We start from the raw sequence: 25,080 nt of genomic DNA, 5'->3' as shown, positions 1-25,080 counted from the left end.
TTTCGCTAAAAGTACTTGCTGTATTACGACCAAAGTCAGACACTTGGCCCCCTGAATAAAAAATAATTCTAATAATAATCAGGAGTCTCCTATGAAGCTGGCTATTGCCGTGCTGACGTCGGTTATTGTCTCTCTGTGTGCCGTTACGGTACACGCTGATCCCATCCAGATTCGCTTTTCCCACACAGTGTCTGGCAAAGCGCCAAAGGGCCAGATGGCCAAACACTTCAAAAAGCTGGTGGAAGAACGCCTGAAAGGGCGTGTGGAAGTCAAAATTTACCCCCGCTCGCTGATGTACCTGGACTCCGAGGTAGTGTCTGCGTTGCAGGAAGGCAAGCTGGAACTGGCTGCCCCTGCATTGTCCAAGCTCAAGCGTCTGACGCCAAAACTGCAGGTGTTCGACCTGCCGTTCCTGTTCAAGGACATGGCCGCAGTGGACCGCTTCCAGAATTCCCCGCAGGGCAAGGCGCTGCTGCAAGCCACCGTTGACCAAGGTGTATTGGGCCTTGGCTACCTGCACAACGGCATGAAACAAATGTCGGCCAATGACCCGTTGCGAGTACCGGAAGACGCCAATGGCAAACGTTTCCGCATCATGTCTTCCGAAGTGATCAAGGCGCAGTTTGAAGTGCTGGGTGCGGAAGGGGTGAAAGCCGCCTTCCCGGATGTCTTCAATATGCTGGCACGGGGTAAGGTGAATGGTCAGGAGAACACCTGGTCGAACATTTACAGTGCCCACCTGCATCGCCACCAGAAGTACATCACCGAAAGCAACCACGGCTTGCTGGACTACATGGTGATTACCTCTGCGGAATTCTGGCAGAACCTGCCAGCGGACATTCGTGTTGAACTGGACCAGATTATGGCGGAATCCATTACCTTTGGTAACCAGGTGGCTGCGACCAACAACGACGCAAACCGCCAATCGGTGATTGATTCTGGCACCAGTGAAATTGTGACCCTGAGTGATCAGGAACGCGCCGCGTGGGAACTGGCGATGGCACCCGTATGGCAACAGTTTGCCAATGAAATTGGCCCGGACCTGATTCTGGCAGCCAAGTCGTATAACCAGTAATTAGCCATTCCCGCAGTAACAACCCTTCTGAGATGCCCGGGGCTGAAGGCCCCGGGCATCTGCACCTCACAAACTCCCCAATCCGGTTGAACAATCCTGCCTGTAACGACTCTTTGAAGTGACACATTCACTTCCAACCGGAGTCTGATATGGAAGGACTGGACCAGCTGGCCAGTTACATGGCGGATTTGAATCTGCCCACCTGGGTCATTGCCGCGGGAATTTCGTTAGCGTCCCTGATTGTGTTTCTGGGGCTGAAAACCCTGTTGCTGGCGCGGCTGGCAAAAGTCACCGACAAAACCAAATGGTTCTTCGACTCGTTGTTCATGCGGGCGCTGGGCTTGCCGCTCACCATTGTGATTATTGGTTTTCATCTGGTGGTGTTGGAGCGCCTGTTCGAGCACTTTGACCTCAGCGGCAAGAACTTCGATTTGATTGCCAGCGTGATCGCCAAAATCCTGCTGGTGTTCGCCATCATCGTCTTTTTCGACCGGCTATCGGTTGGCACGCTGGATCATTACACCCGTCGTTCCCCCATTTTGTACAACAGTCAGGGGTTGGCACGGGGACTGGTTCGAGGGCTCATATTCAGCCTTGGCTTGCTGGTGTTGCTGGGCACGCTGGGCATTTCCGTCACTCCTATTATCGCCTCGTTGGGGATCACCTCGTTGGCCGTTGCGCTGGCGTTACAACCGACTTTGGAAAACTTCTTCTCCGGGGTTCAACTGCTGGTCGACAAGCCGTTCAAGGTGGGCGATTTTATTCAGCTGGAATCCGGCGAAATGGGCTATGTGCAAAAAATCGGTTGGCGTTCTACCTGGGTGAAAATGCTGCAAAACAACACCGTGGTGCTGCCCAACAGCCGAATCTCGGAATCCAAGGTCCTGAACTACGACTACCCGGCGAAGGAACTATCGGTGCTGGTGGAAGTGGGGGTTCACTACGACTCTGACCTGGAGCAGGTTGAACAGGTGACGCTGGAAGTTGCCAGAGCCATTTTAAAAGACATCGAAGGTGGTCAGTCGGAGTTTGAGCCGATGGTGATGTACCACACCTTTGGCGACTCCAGCATCAATTTCACCGTGGTGCTACGGGCTCTGGAATACGCCGACAGCTTTGTACTGAAATCAGAATTTGTGAAAAAACTGCACCGTCGTTACGGCGAAGAGGGCATCACCATTCCGTATCCAATTCGGGCACTGAACCTTTCTCAGGAGCAGGTGGACATCGACACCTTGATGCTGTCCCGTAAGCCTTCAGCCGCTGTGGCAGAGTCTGAGTCCGGTCCCGAAACAAAGCCCGGGCCAATACCAGAGTCAAAATCAGAGCCAAAACCCGAAGCCCTGAGCGACCGTCAGAAGCAGGCAATGGCGTATGCCAGTCAGCAACAGGATGTGGCCACAGAAAACGGTAATTCAGATGGGGAGAGTAGTGTTGATGGCAGTAGCTCGAATGGCCGTTAGGGGGTAGAGCTTAAGCCACACGGCAGACACAAAAACGCCCGCAAGATTGCGGGCGTTTTTGTCTGTTTCAGCAGACTCTGAAACCGGCTCTGTTACTTCTTGAACAGCTTTTGCAGTTCTTGCAGAGCCACAGGCCAGTATTCACGCAAGCTGGCAAATTCACGATCCAGCACTTCCATGTACTCATCGACATGTTCCACTGCATCGTGTTGTTCTGTCTGCTCGATACGAGCCAGACGATCTTTCAAATCAACCAAGCGGGCTTCCAGATTGGCGATCTTGTTTTCCAGTTCAGCTTTGCTTTCGTACATGGACCTACTCCTTACAGACCCAGCGCCTGACTGCCGCCAATCAGCACCAGTGGGGCGATGAAGAACACCAGCAGAATGTAGCCGCCTGCGTACAGCTTGTTTTCAACCGCAGCGTCAGCCAGTTTTTCTGCAGCGAACAATGGAATATTACGCAAGAACGGGATGCTGTAAATAAATACCACAGACATCAGGTTAAAGGTCAGGTGCACCAGGGCCACTTGAAGAGCGAATACTGCATTGGGGCCGGTTACTGCTGTGGCGGCCAGCAAGGCCGTTACCGTGGTACCAATATTGGCGCCCAGGGTGAACGGGAAGATTTGACGCAGGGTGAACACACCGCTGCCGGCCAACGGCACGATCAGGCTGGTGGTGGTGGAGCTGGACTGAACCAGAACAGTAATCAGGGTGCCGGATGCAATGCCGGAAACCGGGCCACGACCAACGGCAGAGTGAAGGATTTCTTTCGCTTTCCCCACCAGCAGGGCTTTCAGCAGCTTGCCGATCAGGGTGATGACGACAAAGATCAGGGCGATGCCCAGAACCACCATGACGATACCGCCGGCGGTGTCGCCCATCAGCGATTCGGAGTGGCCTTTAATAAAGCTTACCGGTGGCTTAACCAGTGGCTTGATGAAGTTCAGACCTTTCATCGACATGGAGTCAGCGCCTACCAGCATGGAGGATACCGACGCACCGATTTTTTCGAGGAAGCCGAACATGATTTCCAGCGGCAGGAAGATCATCACCGCCAGCAGGTTGAAGAAGTCATGCACGGTGGCCGCAGAGAAGGCGCGGCGGAATTCAGCACCCTGACGCACGTGGCCCAGGCTCACAATGGTGTTAGTGATGGTGGTGCCAATGTTGGCGCCCATGATCATCGGAATGGCAATTTGTACCGGCAGGCCACCGGCAACCAGGCCAACAATGATCGAAGTAACCGTACTGGACGATTGAATCAGGGCAGTAGCAACAGTACCGACAATCAAGCCAGTCAACGGGTTGCTGGCAAACTCAAACAATTCCTTGGCATGGTCGCCAGACGCCAATTTAAAGCCACTACCAATGGTAGATACGGCGACCAGCAGCAAATACACCAGGCCGGCAATTTTCAGCCAGTTGATCCAGTTCGCCTTGGGTGTTTGCTCAACAGCGACGGACGCTGCAGTTGCTGTAGTTTCATTCATAACGAAATTACTCGTAGATTGAAGGTCTGAAATAAAGTGCGCGGATGGTCTCCGAGAAATATTACAGTTTTGTTACAGCGACAGCTTTGACTGTCATAAAGTCTTCATAAAACTGAAATATTTCAATTTTGGCTCTAATTTGAGCTTTTGTGATGAAGATCTCATCGGCAGCGCGATGGTACATAAACGTTGCCAAAACTGACAGTTCAGTTTCTTGTCATCACTCAAACCATTGCTAATGAGCCGCGCTCTATTTTATTTCCAAACTGGAATATGAGTGTTTCTGTTGAAGGGTGATGCTTTTATACTGTGTGGCGACACCTGATCAGCAACACCCACTTATCACTCGGACTCTGCTATGGCTCGCTTTACCGGTACTGACGACTACATCGCCACTCCTGAACTTCAAATGGCTGTGAATGCCGCCATCACTTTGCAAAAACCACTGTTGCTTAAAGGCGAGCCTGGCACGGGCAAAACCATGCTGGCAGAGCAGTTGGCCAATGCGCTGGATACCGACCTGATTCAGTGGCACATCAAAAGCACCACCCGCGCTCACCAGGGCCTGTATGAATACGATGCGGTATCACGCCTGCGAGACTCTCAATTGGGTGTGGAAGGCGTAAATGACATCAGCAATTATATCAATAAGGGCAAACTCTGGCAGGCCTTTGAAGCTGATAAGCCGGTGGTACTGCTGATTGATGAAATTGACAAGGCCGACATCGAGTTCCCCAACGACCTGTTGCTGGAGCTCGACAAGATGGAGTTCTTTGTTTACGAAACCAGCGAACGGGTGGTGGCCAAGCATCGTCCCATCATTCTGATTACCAGTAACAATGAAAAAGAGTTGCCGGATGCTTTCCTGCGTCGTTGCTTCTTCCATTACATCGATTTTCCGGACCGCGATACCCTGCAAAAAATCGTCGACGTGCATTTCGATAACATCAAGCAGGAACTGGTCAGTGCCGCGCTGGAGGTCTTCTTCGATCTTCGCAAGGTGCCCGGCCTGAAGAAAAAGCCATCCACCTCGGAAATGATTGACTGGCTGAAACTGCTGATGGCCGATGACATTGGTCTGGACGCCTTGCAGGGTAAAAAGGGCACCGATGCCATTCCACCGTTACATGGCGCTCTGATCAAAAATGAACAAGACGTTATGCTGCTGGAAAAACTGGCCTTTATGAGTCGCCGTCGCGGTTAACGCCAGGGCCTGTTGCTATGTTGATTGATTTCTTTCAAATCGTTCGTGCTGCCGGTGTGCCGGTTTCTATCCGGGAATATCTGGATCTGATCAATGCCCTCAAGCACAACCTGGCGTTCGCGGATCAGGAACAGTTTTATCAGTTAACCCGGGTGTGTCTGGTCAAGGATGAGAAATACTTCGACCGTTTTGACCGTGCGTTCGCCGCTTACTTTGCTGGCCTTGAAAGCTGGCAGGGCAAGTTGGAAGAGCTGAACCTGCCGGAAGACTGGCTACGCAAGGAAGTAGAGAAGATTCTGTCGGAGGCTGAAAAAGCCGAGATTGAAGGATTGGGCAGCCTTGAGAAAATCATGGAAGCCTTGCGCGAGCGGCTGGAAAACCAGACCAAGCGCCATCAGGGCGGCAGCAAGAATATTGGTACCGGAGGCACTTCACCCTTTGGGGCCCATGGCTACAATCCCGAAGGCATTCGTATTGAACAGGGTCATAGCCGCCATAAAAAGGCGGTGAAGGTGTGGGAACAGCGCAATTACCGCAACCTCGACGACAACGTCGAATTGGGCATTCGTAATATCAAGGTGGCGCTGCGGCGTTTGCGGCAGTTTGCCCGTCAGGGTGCTGCGGATCAGCTCGACCTGGATGACACCATTCGCTCAACCGCCCGCAATGCCGGATATCTGGATTTGAAGCTGGTGCCTGAGCGCCATAATGCCGTCAAGGTGCTGTTGTTTTTCGACATTGGCGGTTCGATGGATGAACACGTCAAAGCCTGTGAAGAGCTGTTCTCGGCTGCACGGGCGGAGTTCAAGCACATGGAGTGCTTCTACTTTCATAATTGCTTGTACGAGTTTGTCTGGAAGGACAACCACCGCCGCTATCAGGAACGCCTCAACACCTGGGACGTGCTGCATAAATACGGCCCCGATTACAAAATCATCTTTGTGGGGGATGCCACCATGGCGCCCTACGAAGTGACTCATATTGGCGGCAGTGTCGAGCACTACAACGAGGAGGCGGGTGCCGTGTGGTTGCAGCGCGTGACCGACCAGTTCCCCCACGTCGCCTGGCTGAACCCGACACCGCACCATTGGTGGGGGCCGGGAGGGTCATTGGGTATGATTCGCCAGCTGATGGAAGACCGTATGTATCCGCTGACGGTCGACGGCCTTACCCAGGCCATTCGTGAGTTGCAGCGCTAGGGACCCTCTGAATAACTCTGCACAGCTCTGCACAGCTCTGCGCGAGTCCAGCTGGTTGTCAGAACAAGGCGGCGAATGCAGCGGAATGACGAGTCCTTTCCAAGTTCGCCAACACCGTTCTGGCGGCCAGCAGGACGCGCCCTGCGGGGATGACAGGGCATTGCTGACTCTGTGTCGCTGATTTTTGACTTGACCCGCCAGGCCTGCAAATCAGCTTCGTGATTCAGCTTCGCCTTGTCATCCAGAGCGGGCACCGAGTTATTCAGAGGGTCCCCAGAAATCTTTGAATAACCCACTGCGTTTGTGAGAAAACGCTGCCGCTTTGTCATTTTCATTGGGCGCGACACATGCTGTCAGATTGCTTTGACGTCATTGTCAGATGCCTGGCCGATTAAAAACAGTCAGTCATTAATTCTGAAACAGTTCACGGTTCCTGTGGTCGCAACTGGATAGTATCGAATTGTCCGTGCCTTTTGGGGACATCTATTTAATCCTGCACGGCTCTGCGCGAGTGTTGCCGTTGTTCAGTGCAAGGCGACGAACGCAGTGGAATGACGTACCTGTCCGGCCGAGTCTTTCCAAGTTCGTCAACACAGTACTGGGCAGCGGCAACCCGCCGCGCCCTGCGGGGGCTGCCGGATGATCTCGACTCTGTGTCGCCGACTTTTGACTTGACCCGTCAGGCCTGCAAGTCGGCTTCGTGATTCGAAACCACCCGGTAGCCCAGAGTGAGCACCGGATTAAATAGATGTCCCCTTTTAAGGCAATCTCTACCCGTTTGCAGCGGCGATGCAAGTGATGTCAGGAGGTGACCGATGGAATTGATGCAAATGAGTCAGGAAGAAGTTTTCAAGCTGACGTGCCAGGCGCTCGCCCGTGAGTTGCGGCAAGTGCACGAGGTTCTCGATGTGGTGCATGGCCCGCTGGAGCAGCAGCTGCATCAGCTGGACCATGAATTCGAAGAGATTCTGCACGACACCGAAAGCCATGTGCCTCATTGGCAAAAAGCCAACGCCAAGGCGCAGCAGACACGCGCTCGGTTGAACGATCTGGCGCACCAGTTGAACTGAAGCAGTCGGCTGCTCATTTCAACAGCCAAAGAAAAACAAAAGGCGCAACAGAGAACTGTTGCGCCTTTTGTTTTTAGGGGCGGTTTTTAGACTGATCGGTTTTCGGCGTGATTCGTTTTCAGCCGTAGATCAGATCACTTGGCGTCAGTTTTACGCTGGGCTTCCTTGAAAGCCTTCTTTTCCGCCCGACGTTTCTGAATCACGTCCTGCAAGTCGTTACCCAGGTGGTCTTCGCCACGCTCCCGTGCCAATTGCATTTGCTGTTCGCGCTGACGGAAACGCTCGCGCTGCTCTTCGGAGTATTCGTCGATGCAATGATGGCAGCTGATGCCCTGAACGTAGTGCTCGGACTGCTTGTCTTCTTCGGTAATCGGGCGACGACAGGCGTGGCACTGGTCGTACTCGCCTTTTTCCAACTTGTGGTTAACGGTCACCCGGTTGTCAAACACAAAGCATTCGCCTTCCCACAGGGTTTCTTCTTCCGGCACTTCTTCCAAGTATTTAAGAATGCCGCCCTCGAGGTGGTAGACCTCGTCGAAGCCCTGTTCCTTCAGGTACGCGGTGGATTTTTCACAACGGATACCGCCGGTACAGAACATGGCGACTTTCTTGTTCTTCTGCGGATCGAGGTTTTCCTTCACGTACTGTGGAAACTCACGGAAGGTTTTGGTGTTCGGGTCGATGGCGCCCTTGAACGTGCCAATGCCCACTTCGTAATCGTTGCGGGTATCCACCAGTACCACATCCGGGTCTGAAATCAGCGCGTTCCAGTCTTTTGGCTTAACGTAAGTGCCCACGACACGCTTTGGATCAATGCCTTCCACGCCCATGGTGACGATCTCTTTCTTCAGCTTGACCTTGGTGCGGTAGAACGGCTGTTCGTCGTCGTAGGATTCCTTGTAGCCGATATCGGCCAAACGCTCATCCTTGCGCAAGTAGCCCAGCAAACCGTCGATGCCTGCGCGGGTGCCGGCAACGGTGCCATTGATGCCTTCGTTGGCCAGCAGCAAGGTGCCTTTAACGTCGAGCGCCAGCATGGTATCCAGCAGTGGTTGGCGCAGCGCTTCAAAGTTGTCCAGCGTGACAAATTTGTACATGGCGCAAACAACAATTTGCTCGCCCTGTGCAGCAGACGGATTAGCGGTGTTCTGAGTCATATTTCCTCGCTTTCCCGGAACGTAAAACCGGTGCGTTTGATCGTGGGGGTTAAGAGGGCGCGGAGTATACAAAAACCACTGTAAAACCCCAAACCGGAGCTCATCGCCGAAAAATACAGAGCAATAAGAGACTACTACCGGTTGCAGCAGGCAGAGAGAGGAGAGTAAGGGCTAAAGGGGGAAGGTGGTGAAAGCAGCGAAAGTGGGCAAAGCGGGTACGGATAGAGCAGAGAACAGTAGCGCCAACGCACCGGTTGATACGTTGGCCCACTGGTCAGAATACGTTGATCAGAACTCACAGTTATTGTTGTTCAACACGTACTGCGGCAGTTCATCTTCGGCCGGAATGGGCGTTGGTACGCCCTCGTCATCGATGGATACAAATTTGAACAGGGCTTCGGTCACTTTTTCACGGTGACCAATACGGCCACGACGGACCCAGGCTTCCACATGAATTTGCATCGAGGTGCGGCCGACCTGGGCAACTTCGGTGTAGACCCCCAGAATGTCACCCACTTTAACCGCGCGAATGAAGCTCATGCTGTCGACTGCCACGGTGACAACTCGGCCTTGGGCGCGTTGGCCGGCGCAAATCCCGGCAGCAATGTCCATTTGGGACAGTACCCAGCCACCGAAAATATCTCCGGCCGGGTTGGTATCGCTGGGCATGGCAATGGTGCGGGTGGTCAGACGGCCGCGGGTGGTTTCGTTCATAGATTTTCTCGGTCTGGTTGCTCTCGGTGAGATCGCTCTCAGTGTGCTCAAGATAGATCGCCGGATATTGGTTTCCGGTTGAGTGCGACAGTAGCGGGGAAAACCGGCCTGTCGCGTTTGGCGCAATATAACCCAAACTTTCGGGGCCAGCTATCGGAACGGCTGTTCAGTCAGGGGCGTTTCAATGTCTGATGGAAACCCGGGTGCCGTTCAGGAGTTCCAGAAATCGCGGTTGCGCAGCCGAAAACCGTGGCTGTCGCACTCGTAATGCACCAGCTCCAGTCCCTGCGGGGTGATGGCTTTGGTTGGCAAACCGGGCAATTGGGACAGCGGCTCGCGCATCACCGATGCCGGGGTTTTGTCGGCCAAAAAGCGCGACACCGTGACGTGGCTGCCCCATGGCATGGCGCTGCGAACACTGCGTTTGTTGGCACTCGATACCAACTGATCGGCCAGCTGCCAAAAATGCTGGTTGGCTTTGCTGGCAGCAATCAGAGTGTTGCTGTTGTAGAGCCATTCGGTGAAGGAAATCTGGATTCTCTCGGTGAGAGATTGGCCAAGGGCAAGCCCTTCTTCAAAAAACCAGCTGCTGAATTGCAGCTCGGCTCTGCTTGCTTCGTGATCGGTTAAATCGTGCAGCTTGGGGCCGACGGCAATCGTCGTGTACAGCGCCTCGGGGGCGTAGGTCAGGGCGGGGATGGTGCTTGAGACGGCCAGGCTGGCCTGGTGCAATCGTTCTGTTAGCTCCGGCGGGTATTTCAACACCACCAGCATACCGGCTTCGAACGGCCGATCGGCACCGGTTAACTGCAACTCCTGCTGCGCCATGGGGTGCTTGAATGCGTTCAGATAAATACTCTGCTGTTTTTCAAACAATGTATCCAGACTGCTGTGCATACCTGTCCCTCGCGCTGATCTCGTCCTGAGTGGAGTGGTCGTCGTTTTATATTCAATGTTCGACCTTGGTCGAATAAATCATCGGGCGTGATGGTACTTTTGTACAGACTTAAAAAGCATCAACCTGCATAAAAATTGGCCTGAATCACAACATAACGACCGTAAGGAAATGACAAATCTGTCAGTGGCGGATGGATTGAGGTGGATTGGCAGGTTGATTGGATAGTAGCTGCGAATCAGCCGCTACTGAGCTGACTAACAGTCATCGCCAATCGCAGAGTATTCTGGCCATCAGACTGTTAAACTCGTCACATTCCGCTTGGGGGACTGATCTGAATAACGCTGCGCGAGCAGCGGGATATTCGGGCTGGTCCCGGTGTTATTGCAATGCCCACTGGGCTCAGGGACGGCATGATCAAGTTTTACCACTCCAACGACCTCGATGTTCTGAAAAGCATTTTGTTGTCTTTGATGAAGCACAATCCTCCGTCGCCGTTCGAGCAGGAAGCGATACTGGTGCAGAGTCAGGGTATGGCTCACTGGCTTAAGCTGAACATCGCCGATGGTCTAGGGGTGTCGGCTCAAGTCGATTTTCCACTGCCGTTCAGCTTTGTCTGGAAAGTGTTCAACCAGCTTCGCCCGGATTTGCCGGAGCGCTCTCATTTCGACAAGCCGTTCATGACCTGGAAGCTCATGACCTTGTTGCCTGAATTGATTGAAGCCGCCCGCGATAACCCGGATCACCCGTGTGCGGCCATCGCCCACTACCTCGATGACGATCCGCAAGGACTGCGCTGTTTTCAGTTGTCACAAACCATTGCCGACGTGTTCGACCAATATCTGGTTTATCGCCCCGACTGGTTGCTGGCGTGGGAGAACCAGCAAGACGAGATTGAGGGCGCCGACATCTCCTTGCACCCGTGGCAGCCAGTGGTGTGGCGGGCGCTGGTGGAGCGCAGTCGTGAGCTGGGACACAGCCTTGATCACCGTGCTCGCTTGATGGAACAACTGGCCGATTTGGTCAGGCAGCACCCGGAGCGCCTGAAAGGTTTGCCCAAGCGTTTGTTTGTGTTTGGTATTGCCGCGCTGCCAGGCAGTTACTGGCAAGTACTGAACGCCATTTCCGAACGCATTGAAGTGCATTTTTTCCTCTTGAACCCGTGCCGTAACTTCTGGGGCGACATTGTCGATGACAAACGCCGGGCGCGGATTTTGCGGCAGTCGCCAGAGTCTGCCGCTTACCTGGAGCGGGGTAATCCTTTGCTGGCCAGTTGGGGGCAGCTCGGACGGGACTTTCTGACCATGGTGCACGACACCGAACTGGAACTCGACGTTGAAGCCTGGGTAGACCCTCAACCGCAGTCCCGACGTAACCTGCTGCAACACCTGCAAGCCGATATTCTTGAACTGCAAGACCGCCAGCAGTTGGCCTTTACCGAGCAAGCGTTAGAGGGCAGTGACTTCAAACAAACGGTGGAAGCCAGCGACGACAGCATTCGTATTGTTTCGGCCCACAGCCCGCTGCGGGAAGTGCAGCGCTTGCAGGATCAGCTACTGAATTGGCTGGCCGATGACCCGACCTTGCAGCCCCGCGACATCGTTGTGATGGTGCCGGATATTGATGCCTACGCACCCTACATTGATGCCGTATTTGCCAGCGCCGACGTCAGTCGAAAAGCCAATAGCCTTTATATTCCGTGGGCCATTGCCGACCAGTCGCTGGTGGCAGAAAACCCGTTGCTGGATACCTTTTTGGCCTTGTTGGCGCTGCCAGACAGCCGCATGACGGTGACCGAAGTACAGGACTGGCTGGAAGTACCAGCCATTCGTTTGCAATTTGGCATTGCTGAATCCGACCTCGACACCATCAAGGAATGGCTGCAGCGAGCCAATGTGCGCTGGGGGCTGGATCGCCAGCAACGGCACGGTTTGGGCGTGCCCGGTTTTGAACAAAACAGCTGGCGTAAGGGATTACGTCAGTTGTTGCTGGGGCTGATGATTCCGGAAACCCTGCCGTCCAGCTCCATGGTGCCTGGCTGGCAGGGTGACTGGCCGGTTTCGGCGGTAGAGGGCAGTAGCGCGGAATTGCTCGGCAAGTTACTGGCATTGATTGATGCGCTGGAATACTGGCAGCAGGTCCTGGCCAAACCGGCGACGGCGTTGCAGTGGATCGAACGGGTGTCCGAACTCACCCGGCAGTTGTTTACTTCAGACTTCAGTCGTGCCGATCAGGTGTCTGCATACGAGCAGCAACGCCAGCAGAATTCCCTGCAACAAATACGGGATGCTATTCAGAGCTGGCAACAAGAGCTGGAGCTGGGCGGTTTGGTGAATGATGAACAGGGCACTGAACAGCAGCTGTCGATTCGTGTGGTGCGCGCCTGGTTCGTCAACGAACTGGGGCAGCAGGGCGGTTGGCAGCGTTTTCTGGCGGGGCCAGTTAACTTCTGTACCCTGATGCCGATGCGTTCGATCCCGTTTCGGGTGGTGTGCATGCTGGGCATGAACGACGCCGATTATCCCCGTAAGGTAACGCCGGTCGGGTTCGATCTGATCATGGCGGGCAAGCGCCGTCAGGGCGACCGTTCCCGTCGGGACGACGACCGTTACCTGTTTCTGGAAGCCGTCAGCTCGGCGCAGGACAAACTCTACATCAGCTACCGTGGTCGCGGCGTGCGCGAGAACAACGAACAGCAGCCTTCGGTCCTGGTCAGCGAGCTAACCGACTACTTGTGTGATGGCTATTGTTTGTCTGGCTGGCAACAAGCAGCTCATGCCGACAGCCGCCAGTGGATGCGCCAGTGGTTGCAGGAAGAGCTGCCTTTACAGCCGTTTAATCCGCAGCTGTACTTGCCGCGCTCTCCAGACAATGCGGCCCAGAACAGCAATATTCCGTCTCGCACGATTCAAAGTTATCACCCACTGTGGGCCGCCGTGGCTTCAGCCCCTATGCAAGTTGAGCCTGAACGGTTTATTGCCAAACCCTTGCCGATACCGGAAGAGTGGCAAGACGACCCACAGTCGGCCTTGCAGTTGGAGCTGAGCGACATTCAATCGGCCCTGAAAAGCAGTGCCACCTTCTTCCTTGAACGTCGTTTGCGCATCGACCTGCAACCGCGTTGGCAGGAAGAACGTACCGAGGAGCCTTTCCGGCTGGATACGCTGGAGCAATATCTGTTTCGCGATGAAGAAGTCGGGCTGGAAATCGCTCAGGTGGCCGCTGGCCCAGAACCCGATTCCGGCTTGCAGCCTGACACTCTTAAGCGTTTACAGCGACTGCAATCGCTCGGCCAGTTACCCGTCAATGTGCTGGGAGAACTGGCCCTTGAAGATGCCATTGCCGAGGTGCAGCCCCTGGTTCAGCGAATTCGGCAGCTGCAACCACAAGTCGGCGAGGCTACTTCCTGGCGTGTGGAGCTGCCGGTACCTGCGTCTGTGCGGGCCTTGTTCGGCAACCATGAACGCATGGGCGCCAATGACCAGCTGACCATTAGCGGCGAGAGCCTGGCGATGACTGCCGGTAAAACACTCGTTCGGTGGCGCAGCGGTGGCGTTCGGGGCAGCCATCTGCTGGATGCCTGGGCCGAACTGCTGTTAGCCAATCTCGCATCCGGCGGTGAAGTCAGCAAACTCAGTTACCTGGGACTGGGTGACCGCATGAGTGGCGAGGTGTGTGAATACCAGCTGGGCTGTCCTGAATCAGAGCAAAGCCAGGCGCTGTTGCTGGAAATGGTCGAATACTTGATGCAAAGCTGGCTGATGGCCGGTGACTTACTCCCTGATTTGCTGTTCAGCCTGCTGTCACAAACGCCGGATGTAGACCTTGCCGCCGTCGCAGATGGCTCCAATGACGATGAGAGTCATCATCAACAAGCCACACCGCAAGTTACCGAAGAATGGCTAACTATTGTTCGGCAAGCTCTGGCCAGTGACTTTGGCGAGCTGCAAGGGGCAGAGCTGCAGCGCTGTCGGCCGGAATTATTGGAGTCCTTGCTGAAACCGGACTATCTGCAACACTGGGTCAGCCGCCATAACCACCTGATGTCGTCCTTGATGAAATACACCACACGTGCCGATGCGGCTCAGGAGGGAGCATGACCTCCATGAATGCCATTCCACTGGATGTATCGACCTTCCCGCTTACCGGCCAATCGCTGATTGAAGCCAGTGCGGGCACCGGCAAAACCTTTACCATTGCCAGCCTCTACAGCCGTTTGAGTCTGGGTCACAACACCGGTTTGCAGCCGCTGGGCTGCGATCAGATTCTGGTAGTGACCTTTACCAAGGCCGCCACGGAAGAACTGCGCGGCCGTATTCGTGAGCGCCTGCGCGGCAATCTGGAAGACCTGCTGCGTCAGCAAGCCGGTCTGCCATTAACAGACGGGCTGCTGACCAGCTGGTTACAACAGCTGGACTGGTCGGACGAGCAGCTGCAACAGCAGATCGACAGCTTGCAGGCCAATCTGTCGGCCATGGACGACGCCAGCATTTACACCATTCACGGTTTTTGTCAGCGCATGCTGAAGCAGTTTGCCTTCGACAGTGGGGTGATGTTCAGCGCCGATCTGGAGATGGATACCGCCAGTTGGTTGAAGCAGGCTTGTGAAGATGTTTGGCGTCAGCATATGTATCGGGCAGAGCGTACCGATGTGTTGGTGTACCGTTCGGTGTTCCCGTCGCCGGACGAACTGATGAGCAAGATCCGGGGCTGGTTCTCGCGCCCGGATACGGTGTTTGTCCCACCGGTGCCTGCGGCCGAAGCACCGGACTCCCGTGAAGCCGAACAGGCGTTCGAGAAAGCAATGGCGGCGGCTCAGACGAGTGGCTGGCAAAGCATCGGCGACTTGCTGTTGGAAGCGGCCACCACCAAACAGCTGAACAACAACAGCTATAAACCGGCTTCTATACCTGGTTGGCTGAAAGACCTGCAACACTGGTTTGATGGCGGCTTTTCGCTCAAGGTGCCAGCCAAGGCCGAGAACTTTACCGCTCGCCAGTTGAGTGCCAAAACCAGCAAAGGCAAAACCACGCCAGAGCACGATTTATTCGATGCCATGGACGTGCTGCTCAGCGCACTGGAACCATTGCAGCAGTATCAGCACCAGTTTCTGAAAACCCTGCCCAAAGCCTGGTTTGATGAGGTGAAAACCCGTTACTTCCAGCTGCTGGAACAAGCCGGTGCCTTGTCGCCAGATGACCTGTTGCGGCTGCTGGACAGCGCCTTGCAAGGGACTCAAGGCCCGGCGCTGGCGCAGCAAATCCGAACCTTGTATCCGGTTGCTTTGATCGATGAATTTCAGGATACCGATCCGATGCAGTATCGGATCTTCCAGACGATTTATGCCGCGGCTGCTGGTGCAGGCGACGGCTCTGAGTCAGCACCCACTTGTGGCCTGACTGCCATTGGTGACCCCAAGCAGGCGATCTATGCCTTCCGTGGGGCGGATATTTTCACCTACATTCAGGCCCGTCGACAGATGCCGCCAGAGCGTATTTTTACGCTGGATACCAACTGGCGCAGTCACAGTCGCATGATTGGCGCTGTGAATCGGCTGTTCGATGATCACCCGTCGCCATTTGTGTTTGACGACGATATTCCTTTCTTTCCGGTAAACGCTGCTGGTAAACACGACGATGCCGCTTTGCGACTGAACGGCAAGGCGGCTGCACCACTGCAATTCTGGCTGCCCGCCGATGCCGAGACGGAAGAGGAAACCCGGGAAGCGGGCGTACGCCGCTGTGCTGAAGACTGTGCCGACAGCATTCAGCGCATGCTTGCCGGGGCGGCACAGTTGGGTGAACAGACCGCTCAGGCGCGGGATATGGCGGTGTTGGTTCGGACCAATGCCCAGGCGCAGATGATGCGTGATGCACTGGCGCAACGGGGCATTGCGGCGGTGCTGCTGTCGCGGGAGTCGGTATTCAAATCGACCACTGCGGTCGAGCTGCTGAACTGGCTTAGCGCGGTGGCGGAACCGGCTGACGAGCGTTTGCTGCGTAATGCACTGGCAACCCGCTTGCACGGTTTTAGCGTTAACCAGATTTACCAGTTGCAAGTGAACGAACGCGAGTTGGAGCGTCAGCTGGAGGGGATGCAGCACTACCACGAACGCTGGAACCGCAACGGAATCATGGCCGCCATTCTGGACTGGATGGCCCGGGACGATCGTGCCGCCCGCATTCGCCATCAGGCAGATGGTGAACGCACGCTGACCAACTTGCTGCATTTGGGCGAATTGTTGCAGCAGAGCAGCCGTCGCTTGAAGGGGCAACAAGCTTTGTTGCGCTGGTTCCGTGAGCGGGTATTGGACGCCAATGAATCCGGCGAAGACGCCCAGCTACGGCTGGAGTCGGACGCCAATCTGGTGTCGATTGTGACCATTCACAAGTCCAAAGGTCTGGAGTATCCGTTGGTGTTCCTGCCGTTTGTCTGGGCAGACCTGACCAAGCTCAATAACGTTGAAGATGTGCGCTATTTCGACGGCGAGCAGGTGATCCTTAACCTGGATGCCAGTCGGGACGAACGCGATCTGGCGGCCCGCGACAAACGGGCTGAATACATGCGTTTGTTGTATGTGGCGCTGACCCGGCCGGTGCAGGGCTGCTTTGTGTGGTTGTCGAAGGCGAACGTCGGCGGTCGTGCGAAAAATCCGCCGCCGGTATTACAGTCGTCGGCTCTTGGCGAGTTACTGCAAATACAACAGCGAGGCTGGCAGGGGCTGGCTGAACTGTCTGATGACAGCTTGTATCTTGGCCCAGCACCTCAGCTGCAGCCAGACGAAGCGGCTTCTTCAGGAGAATACGCCGAGCGGCAGGGCGACAATGCCCAGCTGCAAGCTGCTGACTTTACCCGCAAGATAGATCGCCGTTGGCGGGTGTCCAGTTTCACCGCCTTGAGCCAGCAGGATGCAGCCAACGAGCAGGGTCTGGAAGAATCCCAGGACGGCGGTTTGCGCCAAGACGAAGGCAATGGCTGGCAACAAGCCAGCGGTATGCTGAATAGCGGTTTGCCAGCTGCTGGCATTGCAGGAGTGAGCCCTGACAGTGAGAGCATGAGCGGTTCTGGTAACAACCTGACCGAGCCTAATGCCGAACTGGCCGCTGAAGCCCAACGGGCAGCGCGGCAACAGGCCTTTGTGCAACATCTGGCCATGCAATTCCCGCGTGGCTCTCAGGCCGGTACCTGTTTGCACAGTATTTTTGAACACTGGAATTTTACCGGCAACAAGGCGCTGCAACGGGATGTGTTGCCGAAAGCATTGCGCCACTTCGGCTTGTTGGACGATGTGTTGGCCATTGTGCCCTCTACTGCACCCTCTGGCACTGGCGTGGCGTTAGAGCCCCCGTTTGAGCAGCACCCGGCAATCGAACAGCTGTCCGGTTGGTTGCAGCATGTGGTCACTACGCCGCTAACAGGCAATATTCAACTGCAGCAGCTCGATAGCCGTCAGCGACTGGATGAAATGGAGTTCTGCTTGCCCGTCGGCAATCTGTTTGCCGATGGCCTGAATGCCTTACTGCGTGACAGCCGTAGCGCCGATATGCAACGACCCAAACTGCAATTCCGGCCACTGGATGGCTATCTGAAAGGCTTTATCGACCTGATTTTTTGTGTTGATGGCCGTTACTACCTGTTGGACTACAAGTCGAATTACCTGGGCGACAACCCGGAAGACTATATGGGGGAGGCGCTGGATCAGGCAATGGCCGCCCATTACTACGATTTGCAGGCTCGTATTTACAGTCTGGCGTTGGATCAGTTCCTGCATCACCGGATTCCGGATTATTCCCCGGCGCAACATTTGGGTGGTGTGTTCTATCTGTTCCTGCGGGGAATGCAGCCGGGCTGTGATTCGCAGTCGGGGGTGTGGTTCAGCCCGATTGACCCGCACGATCTGGCACGCTGGCAGAGCGGCATGTTGCGCTTGCCTGCCACGGAATCTGCGGGGGATAAAGTGACTGGCACGGATTCCAGCGCGAACTCCAGTCAGCAAGGGGAGTTACCTTTCTAATGATGTCTCAAGGATCAACTCGTCATCCGCAAACCGATGGGCTGCAAACCCACATGAACCAGAGTGCCATGGCGGCACTCTGGCAGGCATTGCAGGAAAGCGACCGGCTGCGGGAAATCGACTGGCAAGTGGCGAGACAGCTGTTTCTGTATCAGTCGTCCGCCGCTGACCGACGAGGCCAGGGTGCTCAGAACAATAACCAAGATCAGGATGCCGCATTGGTCGTAGCCGGGCTTTTGGTGTCCTGGGCCCTGGGAAGAGGGCAAGTATGCCTGCCGCTGGCAACGTCCCCTCTGAAAGACATTTTGCCACAGGACTTGTATGCCGATGCGGCCAGTTCTACTTCCAGCGCGAGTTCTGCTCCGGTTCCGTCCGGCACAGCCACGCTGAATATGCTTTGGCCGACGCCACAACAATGGCAAGGCTGGCTGGAACAACACCCAGCGGTGTTTAACAGCACCGCCGCTTGCCCTGACGCTGTTACGGCGGCTTATCAGGGGCAACCGCTGGTGCTGGAAGCCTGGCCGCAGCCACGCTTGTATCTGGCGCGTTATTTCTTTTATCAGCACGGCCTTGAACAGCAGATTCGCCAGCGACTGGCTTTGCCGGTCGAGTTGGATATGGCAGCCATGGCTCCGGTATTTGCAGGCCTGTTTCCGCCGCAGGCTGTGCCCGCCAGTGCGGGGCTAATGGAGCGGACCGACTGGCAAGCAGTGGCCGCTGCAACGGCCTGTTTGCAGCGTTTTTGTGTGATTACAGGTGGCCCGGGAACGGGCAAAACCCACACGGTTACGCGTTTGCTGGCGGCTTTGCTGAGCGCTGAACCGGATCTTCGAATTGCCCTGGCGGCTCCGACCGGCAAAGCCGCCGCCCGTATGACCGAGTCGATTCGTGCCGCCCGTGAGCGGGGAGACGTTGCTCATGCTGACGCCATCCCGGATACCAGTTTTACCCTTCATCGTTTGCTGGGCTGGCGACCTGATGGTTTCCGCTACGGCGAACAGCAAACCTTGCCGTATGACTGCATTGTGGTTGATGAATCCTCGATGATTGACCTTGCCATGATGTACCAGCTGGTGGCGGCAACTCCGGCTTCAGCGCGGCTGATTTTGCTGGGCGACCGGGACCAATTGGCCTCGGTAGAAGCCGGCAGTGTGCTGGCAGACCTGTGTAATGCCGGTAACGAGTGTTGGCCCGATGCGCAGTTTGCCGCTCGTATCAGCGCATTGTGCGGTCAGCAGTTGCCTGTCAATTCCAGTGCAGGGGCGGCTATTGAGAACGATAAAGAAAACAACGAAGACAACGGTTGGGTGTCTGATGCCCCCGCTGCTCGCTTACAGCCGTTCGAAACAGCTGACCTGTTTGCGAGCGCTGAGCTTGTCACGGATTCCGCGCCAACGGAGTTTCCTCCTTCAAATTCAGATCCCATTGCGTCGGTGATGAGTAGCGCAGCAACCAGTACAGATACCGTCGACCAGCCAGCATTTAACATGGCCAATGCCGTTGCCGAACTGAAAGTGTCACGCCGTTTCACCGCCGACAGTGGTATTGGAAAGCTGGCCAGTGCGGTGAATCAGGGACGCTCCAGCATTGCCTTACAACTGTTCGATCGACACCCTCAGGCGTTGTCGTTGCGTTTGCATGATGATCAAAGCGTCACGTCCCGCGATGCGTCGCCACTGTGTGACTGGGAAACGGACTTGTTGGACGGTCATCGCTACTATTGCAGCCGTATTGCGGTTGCTGCGCCGCGTTCGATGCAGGAGCAGGAACAGGCCGGAGCCGAGGCGCTGGCGGCGTTTGCCGAGTTTCAGGCGCTGGTGGCGGTGCGACAAGGGCCATTTGGCGTGGAGAATCTGAATCGCCATGTCGAGCAACTGCTGACGCGGCAAGGGCTTTTGAATCGGGCGTCAGACAGCGTCTGGTACGCAGGGCGTCCGATTATGATTACCCGTAACGATTACGACCTCGGCCTCTACAACGGCGATATCGGTGTGGTGGTGCGTGATACCAGTGGAGAATTGCGGGTGGCCTTTGAAGCACGGGAAGGCGGAATTCGCTTTTTATTGCCAAGCCGACTGCCCAGCCATGAAACTTCTTTCGTTATGACAGTCCATAAAAGTCAGGGATCGGAGTTTCAGCAGGTGATGTTGTTATTGCCAGAGCAATGGCAGCCGGTAATCACCCGAGAGTTGATTTACACCGCGATCACCCGAGCCAAGGAACGTTTTGTGTTGCTTGCCCAGCCCGATGTCTGGCACATCGGTTTAAGGAGCCGGGTAGTGCGAGCCAGTGGCTTGCGCGACGCTTTGTGGACGTCAGATCGGTGAGTGCAGCCAAAAACCGACATTTTTACCCTTTGGGAAACCCTGTTCTGGCTCTAAGCGACAGGGCATTTTATTTAACTGTTTATATTTACATGCGGAGTTTGCATGACCTCCCAACGTGACGATTCTGATATCAACGAACCGCTGGTAGCGTCCCGTGAAACCAGGACTCATTCAAAAGCACAGTCTTCAGCACCAGTAACGGCTGGTAAGCCGCCACGCGGCATCCTGTTCTGGCTGGGCCGCACCGTGCTGGTGTTGCTGCTGTTGTTGATCATTCTGGTGCCGCTGGTGCGTTACGTGGCACCACCGCTGGCGATTTCCTGGTTGAAGAACTGGTATGCAGAACAGGGCGATCAGTACCAGTTGCAACTGGCGGACTGGCAGTTGTCACTGTGGTCGGGCACGCTGGCGTTGAACGGTATTGTGCTGGATCACCCAGGTAAGGATGGCGATCAAACCTCGTTGCAGTCCCTGACGCTGGATCTGAATACTGGCCTGATCAAGGACCGCACCATCGAGATTGAAGGCGTATCGGTGTCTGGATTAACACTGCAAGCCAGTATGGCCGATAACACCTTGCACCTTGCGGGCATGGAATTGCCGCTGGAGCAGCAAGCGACGTCTGCAACAACTGCGGGTGCCACCAGCCCAAGCGAGCCATGGCGGGTAATGGTCGATGACCTGACGTTGTCGAACTGGAACCTCAACTGGCAGCAGCCGGGCCTGAGCAGTGGAGCAACTCTGAAACAGTTGACGCTGACGAATTTCGACAGCGAGACCCCGTCATCATTTGATGTGACTACCTCCCTGGCGCTGGAGTCCCTGGCGCTCGATGACCAATTCCTGACCAGTCTTAACCAACAAGCTTTGGTTGAAACCTTGCAGCAGTCGCTGGCGGCCGATACCGCGTTGAAGCTGACGCTGGAGCAGCCGTTTCAGATTGATTGGTCGGGGCGCGTTACCCAGTGGAACAGCACGCCGGGCGTAGCGGGTGACCTGAAACTGGGAACCTTGGAATTGCGGGCGCTGGATGCTATCGAGCTGGGATTCGAACAGTTCTCGGCGGCGGGTATCGAGGCTAATGCGTCACAACAGGCATCCGCTGGGGTGAACTTGACCGGTCTGCATATTACCTCTCCTAACGCTCGTCAGGTGGCGCGTGATCTGTTTGTGCTGGAGCAATACCAGCTCGATCAGGCGCTGTTCGATGGCCAGATGCTGCAACTGGGCAAGCAAGCCATCAAGGGCCTGAAGATTGATGCCCGACTGGAAGACGAGCGCCTGAATCAACTGCCGTTTGTGATTGAGTTGGCTGGCACCACCGATTCTGATGTCAGCAATGCGAATGGAAGCATGGCAACCACACAAGCAAGCCAGCCCCGTCGTGGCACTGGTCCGGGAGGCTTACCGGAATTTCGTCTCGAAGGTGTGGATATTCAACAGCTGGACATCGGCTATCGTCAGTCGGGCATTGTGGCGCACATTACCTCGGATGCCATGAATCTGGGGGTGATCGACAGCGCCCAGAACCTGCCAATTGAATTGAACGGCAGCCTGGATGTTCAGCGTCTGGAAGTCGAAGAGCCTCAATCCGTGGCCTTGCTGCAACCGTTGAACTTCCGCTGGTACGGTCAGCTGCGTGATTGGCGTCGTCAGCCGCAGCTGGTCGGCGACGTGGTCTTTGAACACTTCTCGGGCCGTGCAGAAGGTCAGCCGCCGCTGTCGTTCGATAGTCTGGCGGTGGAGGGCATCAGCGCTGACCGTCATATCCAGTCTGCTGAACGGGTAACCCTGAGCAATCTGGTAGCGCAATTCCCGGACGGCGAAACAGAAGCGGTCAAAAACAAGGGGCCTTTGCTGAGCCTGGCCAGCTATGTGATTCCCAAACTCTATTTTGATGGCGATACCTTCACCACCGGGGTGCAGACGTTTGCCGGTTTTAATATGAATCTGGTGCGCTTGCAGGACGGCCGCATCGCCGGTACTCCGGTGGCCTCGGATGCCGGTGCCAAGGCCAATAACGGCGGCACGGGCAGCTCAGAAGGGCCAGTAGCGCCGACGGTGAATCCAACCTTGCCGATCCTGATTCGGGTGGATGGGGTTGAGTTGATGTCTGAAAACGCAGGCACAGCTATCGACAGCCGTATTGCGTTTGAAGATCAGGCGATCCAGCCAAATCATCGCAGCTCTTTGCAGCTGCGTACGTTAACCGTTGGCCAGGTCGACAGCAATGAGCTGTTGGGCAATCCGGAGAGCCGTGTACCGGTGAGTGTGTTGGCGGGCCTCGACAAATACAACGACATCAAACTGGACGCCAAAGTGGGCTTGAGTGGCGGCTTGCCTGAAGGCAATTTCAACTTCTCCATCAGTCAGATGAATTTGCCACCGTTCAGCCCTTATGTGTCTCAGGCCATTGGCTACAAGGTGCAAAAGGGCATGTTGCAGTTGAAATCGAATGTTGATGTAGTGGCGGGACAGATGGACGGCAAGGCGACGCTGCGACTGCAAAACAGCAAGTTTGAACCAGCCAACCAGAAGCGGATTGACCGCGTCAGCAAGCAAATTTCGATGCCGGTTGAAACCGTGTTGTCGGTGCTGAAAGACGATAACAACAACCTCAAAATTGATATCCCGATCGACGGTCCGATCAACGACCCGGGTATCGGCATCAACGACATTCTGCAACAGGTGACCAAAACCGCAGTGCGTACCGCCACGCTGTATTACTTGCAGCAAGCGTTTCAGCCTTACGGTGCGCTGATCAGTCTTGGCTCCATTGCGTCCGATACCCTGTTTGCCATTCGACTGGAGCCTTTGAAATATCAGCCTCAACAGTCGGATCTGACCTCTGAACAAACGGACTACCTGCAAAAAGTTGTCTCCACCATGAAGAAAAAGACGGCGCTGGAGCTGCAAGTGTGTCCGTTCGTCAGTAAGGAAGAAGCGGCCGCCATGGGAGATCAATGGTTTGGTCTTGGCATTCAGCGCGGTGAAAACGTCAAGGACTGGTTGTCGCAGTTCAAGGACGATAAGGACAAGTCCCTGTCCCGTAGAATTACCGTCTGTTCGCCGGAGCAAGGCAAGGACTCCCGGGTAGAAATGGGTTTCTAACGCCGGTATAGCGGCATGGTGAAAACGCCTGACCAATCGGTCGGGCGTTTTTGTTTGTGGACACTGGTTTTTGGTGTGTTAAATAAGTGCCGTTCGATGCGGAATTATTACAAATTAGTACCAGAATGGCATTGAGGTGCCTTCTCATTTGCATTACCTTTCCTGACGTTTTTGACACACAACAACAAGAGTTAGGAAAATCATGAAACGTTCGATTCTGGCATCAGCCATTGCAATGGCTGCTTCTTCCACGGTTATGGCTGAAACCAATGCTGAACTGAAAGCAGAAATCGCCGATCTGCGTGAGCAACTGAATGCCGTTGCCGACATGGTGGAAAGCAAGGAAAGCGCTCACAGCGGTGTGAGCCTGGGTGGTTACGGTGAAATCCACCTGAACCTGAATAACGGTACCGATAACGAAATCGACTACCACCGTTTCGTGCTGTTCCTGGGTAAGGAATTTAACGATACCACGCGTTTCTTCGCTGAGCTGGAGCTGGAGCACAGTTTGGCCGGTGAAGGTAAGCCAGGTGAAGTTGAACTGGAGCAGGCTTTCATCGAGCACGATCTGAACGCCAACAACTCTGTCAAAATGGGTATGTTCCTGATGCCGGTTGGCCTGCTGAACGAAACCCACGAACCAGATACTTTCTACGGTGTTGAGCGTAACAACGTAGAGAAAAACATCATCCCGACAACCTGGTGGGAAGGTGGTGTTATGCTGACCTCTCGTCTGGCTCCGGGTGTGACGGTAGACGTGGCCATGCACTCTGGTCTGAGCACTTCCGACGGTACCATCCGTAAGGGCCGTAAGAAGGTCGCTGAAGCACCTGCCAACAAGGCTGCTTACACCGCACGTATTCGTTACACCGCCATGGCCGGTCTGGAGTTGGGTGCAACCCTGCAACGCCAGGACGACATGCTGCAAGGCGCTGGTACTGAAGAGGTGAACGGTACTCTGGTTGAAGCTCACGCGGCTTACCAGAAAGACGGTTTCGGTCTGCGTGCCCTGTACGCCAGCTGGTCCCTGTCTGACTCTGTTGAAGATCAGGGTCTGACCAAAGGCGAAGGCGCTACCTCTCAGAAAGGTCTGTACATCGAGCCATCCTACCGCGTAGGCGATGTGGGTGCGTTCTACCGTTACAGCCGTTGGGACAACCAGGCTGACGCCGATCTGGGTACCGATTACAGCCAGCAAGACGTAGGTGTTAACTACTGGCTGAGCGAAACCGTTGCCCTGAAAGCTGATTACTTTCGTCAGAACAAAGACGGCGATCTGAACGCGACCGGTTACAACCTGGGTCTGGGCTACAGCTTCTAAGCGATAGCCAGTCCACAGGATAGCCAAAGCCC

At 55.3% G+C, this 25,080-nt stretch carries 15 protein-coding genes; 10 read left to right on the top strand and 5 right to left on the bottom strand.

From position 1 onward, the window contains the following. Positions 1-91 precede the first annotated feature (91 nt). Positions 92-1,075: a DctP family TRAP transporter solute-binding subunit gene (locus tag ACXADJ_RS08365; protein WP_475064727.1), complete on the top strand. Its 984-nt coding sequence runs from the start codon at positions 92-94 to the stop codon at positions 1,073-1,075. Positions 1,076-1,224: 149 nt separating this feature from the next. Further along, complete coding sequence (locus ACXADJ_RS08360) at positions 1,225-2,538, top strand: mechanosensitive ion channel family protein (protein ID WP_475064725.1); 1,314 nt, start codon at positions 1,225-1,227, stop codon at positions 2,536-2,538. 92 nt (positions 2,539-2,630) lie between these two features. On the opposite strand, the gene ACXADJ_RS08355 is transcribed toward ACXADJ_RS08360, so the two are convergent. After that, positions 2,631-2,849 (bottom strand): hypothetical protein, encoded by a 219-nt coding sequence (locus ACXADJ_RS08355; RefSeq protein WP_028292572.1) that lies wholly within the window; start codon positions 2,847-2,849, stop codon positions 2,631-2,633. An 11-nt stretch (positions 2,850-2,860) separates the two neighbouring features. Further along, on the bottom strand, positions 2,861-4,033 hold the full coding sequence (locus ACXADJ_RS08350) for a Na/Pi symporter (RefSeq protein ID WP_028292571.1): 1,173 nt from the start codon (positions 4,031-4,033) through the stop codon (positions 2,861-2,863). 358 nt (positions 4,034-4,391) lie between these two features. Here ACXADJ_RS08350 and ACXADJ_RS08345 point away from each other — a divergent pair, with 358 nt between their 5' ends. The 3 genes from ACXADJ_RS08345 to ACXADJ_RS08335 all read left to right on the top strand — a co-directional run bounded on the left by ACXADJ_RS08345 (position 4,392) and on the right by ACXADJ_RS08335 (position 7,506). Continuing rightward, the gene (locus ACXADJ_RS08345) at positions 4,392-5,237 is read left to right on the top strand and encodes an AAA family ATPase (protein ID WP_475064722.1); all 846 of its coding nucleotides are present in this window, start codon (positions 4,392-4,394) and stop codon (positions 5,235-5,237) included. A 17-nt stretch (positions 5,238-5,254) separates the two neighbouring features. After that, entirely contained in the window at positions 5,255-6,436 is a 1,182-nt protein-coding gene (locus ACXADJ_RS08340; RefSeq protein WP_475064720.1) for a vWA domain-containing protein, read from the top strand. 815 nt (positions 6,437-7,251) lie between these two features. Next, positions 7,252-7,506 carry a hypothetical protein gene (locus ACXADJ_RS08335; protein ID WP_475064718.1) on the top strand — a complete coding sequence of 85 codons (255 nt, stop codon included), beginning with the start codon at positions 7,252-7,254 and terminating at the stop codon, positions 7,504-7,506. A 134-nt stretch (positions 7,507-7,640) separates the two neighbouring features. On the opposite strand, the gene trhO is transcribed toward ACXADJ_RS08335, so the two are convergent. From trhO to ACXADJ_RS08320, 3 genes are all read right to left on the bottom strand, one after another. Next, positions 7,641-8,663 carry an oxygen-dependent tRNA uridine(34) hydroxylase TrhO gene (gene trhO / locus ACXADJ_RS08330; RefSeq protein ID WP_475064716.1) on the bottom strand — a complete coding sequence of 341 codons (1,023 nt, stop codon included), beginning with the start codon at positions 8,661-8,663 and terminating at the stop codon, positions 7,641-7,643. A 288-nt stretch (positions 8,664-8,951) separates the two neighbouring features. Next, entirely contained in the window at positions 8,952-9,377 is a 426-nt protein-coding gene (locus tag ACXADJ_RS08325; RefSeq protein WP_028292565.1) for an acyl-CoA thioesterase, read from the bottom strand. Positions 9,378-9,587: 210 nt separating this feature from the next. Beyond that, positions 9,588-10,274 (bottom strand): hypothetical protein, encoded by a 687-nt coding sequence (locus ACXADJ_RS08320; protein WP_475064714.1) that lies wholly within the window; start codon positions 10,272-10,274, stop codon positions 9,588-9,590. 411 nt (positions 10,275-10,685) lie between these two features. Here ACXADJ_RS08320 and recC point away from each other — a divergent pair, with 411 nt between their 5' ends. The 5 genes from recC to ACXADJ_RS08295 all read left to right on the top strand — a co-directional run bounded on the left by recC (position 10,686) and on the right by ACXADJ_RS08295 (position 25,048). Beyond that, complete coding sequence (gene recC / locus ACXADJ_RS08315) at positions 10,686-14,372, top strand: exodeoxyribonuclease V subunit gamma (RefSeq protein WP_475064711.1); 3,687 nt, start codon at positions 10,686-10,688, stop codon at positions 14,370-14,372. Further along, positions 14,369-18,286, top strand: coding sequence for an exodeoxyribonuclease V subunit beta (recB, locus tag ACXADJ_RS08310; protein WP_475064708.1), 3,918 nt, complete (start codon positions 14,369-14,371; stop codon positions 18,284-18,286). The genes recC and recB overlap by 4 nt, the downstream gene beginning before the upstream one ends. Beyond that, entirely contained in the window at positions 18,286-20,616 is a 2,331-nt protein-coding gene (locus ACXADJ_RS08305) for an AAA family ATPase (protein WP_475064706.1), read from the top strand. The genes recB and ACXADJ_RS08305 overlap by 1 nt, the downstream gene beginning before the upstream one ends. 102 nt (positions 20,617-20,718) lie before the next feature. Continuing rightward, complete coding sequence (locus ACXADJ_RS08300) at positions 20,719-23,727, top strand: DUF748 domain-containing protein (RefSeq protein ID WP_475064703.1); 3,009 nt, start codon at positions 20,719-20,721, stop codon at positions 23,725-23,727. A gap of 202 nt (positions 23,728-23,929) precedes the next feature. Further along, entirely contained in the window at positions 23,930-25,048 is a 1,119-nt protein-coding gene (locus ACXADJ_RS08295; RefSeq protein WP_475064701.1) for a porin family protein, read from the top strand. The last annotated feature ends 32 nt before the right edge of the window (positions 25,049-25,080 follow it).

The organism is Oceanobacter sp. ABM4_470, assembly GCF_056158645.1.
This window is presented reverse-complemented; position numbering and strand designations above follow the sequence as displayed.

Excerpts from the sequence above, each read along its gene's own strand:
- ACXADJ_RS08355 (WP_028292572.1), bottom strand. The coding sequence starts at position 2,849 with ATGTACGAAAGCAAAGCTGAACTGGAAAACAAGATCGCCAATCTGGAA.
- trhO (WP_475064716.1), bottom strand. The coding sequence starts at position 8,663 with ATGACTCAGAACACCGCTAATCCGTCTGCTGCACAGGGCGAGCAAATT.
- ACXADJ_RS08300 (WP_475064703.1), top strand. The coding sequence starts at position 20,719 with ATGACCTCCCAACGTGACGATTCTGATATCAACGAACCGCTGGTAGCG.
- ACXADJ_RS08325 (WP_028292565.1), bottom strand. The coding sequence starts at position 9,377 with ATGAACGAAACCACCCGCGGCCGTCTGACCACCCGCACCATTGCCATG.
- ACXADJ_RS08340 (WP_475064720.1), top strand. The coding sequence starts at position 5,255 with ATGTTGATTGATTTCTTTCAAATCGTTCGTGCTGCCGGTGTGCCGGTT.
- recC (WP_475064711.1), top strand. The coding sequence starts at position 10,686 with ATGATCAAGTTTTACCACTCCAACGACCTCGATGTTCTGAAAAGCATT.
- ACXADJ_RS08365 (WP_475064727.1), top strand. The coding sequence starts at position 92 with ATGAAGCTGGCTATTGCCGTGCTGACGTCGGTTATTGTCTCTCTGTGT.
- ACXADJ_RS08360 (WP_475064725.1), top strand. The coding sequence starts at position 1,225 with ATGGAAGGACTGGACCAGCTGGCCAGTTACATGGCGGATTTGAATCTG.
- ACXADJ_RS08345 (WP_475064722.1), top strand. The coding sequence starts at position 4,392 with ATGGCTCGCTTTACCGGTACTGACGACTACATCGCCACTCCTGAACTT.
- ACXADJ_RS08295 (WP_475064701.1), top strand. The coding sequence starts at position 23,930 with ATGAAACGTTCGATTCTGGCATCAGCCATTGCAATGGCTGCTTCTTCC.
- ACXADJ_RS08350 (WP_028292571.1), bottom strand. The coding sequence starts at position 4,033 with ATGAATGAAACTACAGCAACTGCAGCGTCCGTCGCTGTTGAGCAAACA.
- ACXADJ_RS08335 (WP_475064718.1), top strand. The coding sequence starts at position 7,252 with ATGGAATTGATGCAAATGAGTCAGGAAGAAGTTTTCAAGCTGACGTGC.
- ACXADJ_RS08320 (WP_475064714.1), bottom strand. The coding sequence starts at position 10,274 with ATGCACAGCAGTCTGGATACATTGTTTGAAAAACAGCAGAGTATTTAT.
- recB (WP_475064708.1), top strand. The coding sequence starts at position 14,369 with ATGACCTCCATGAATGCCATTCCACTGGATGTATCGACCTTCCCGCTT.
- ACXADJ_RS08305 (WP_475064706.1), top strand. The coding sequence starts at position 18,286 with ATGATGTCTCAAGGATCAACTCGTCATCCGCAAACCGATGGGCTGCAA.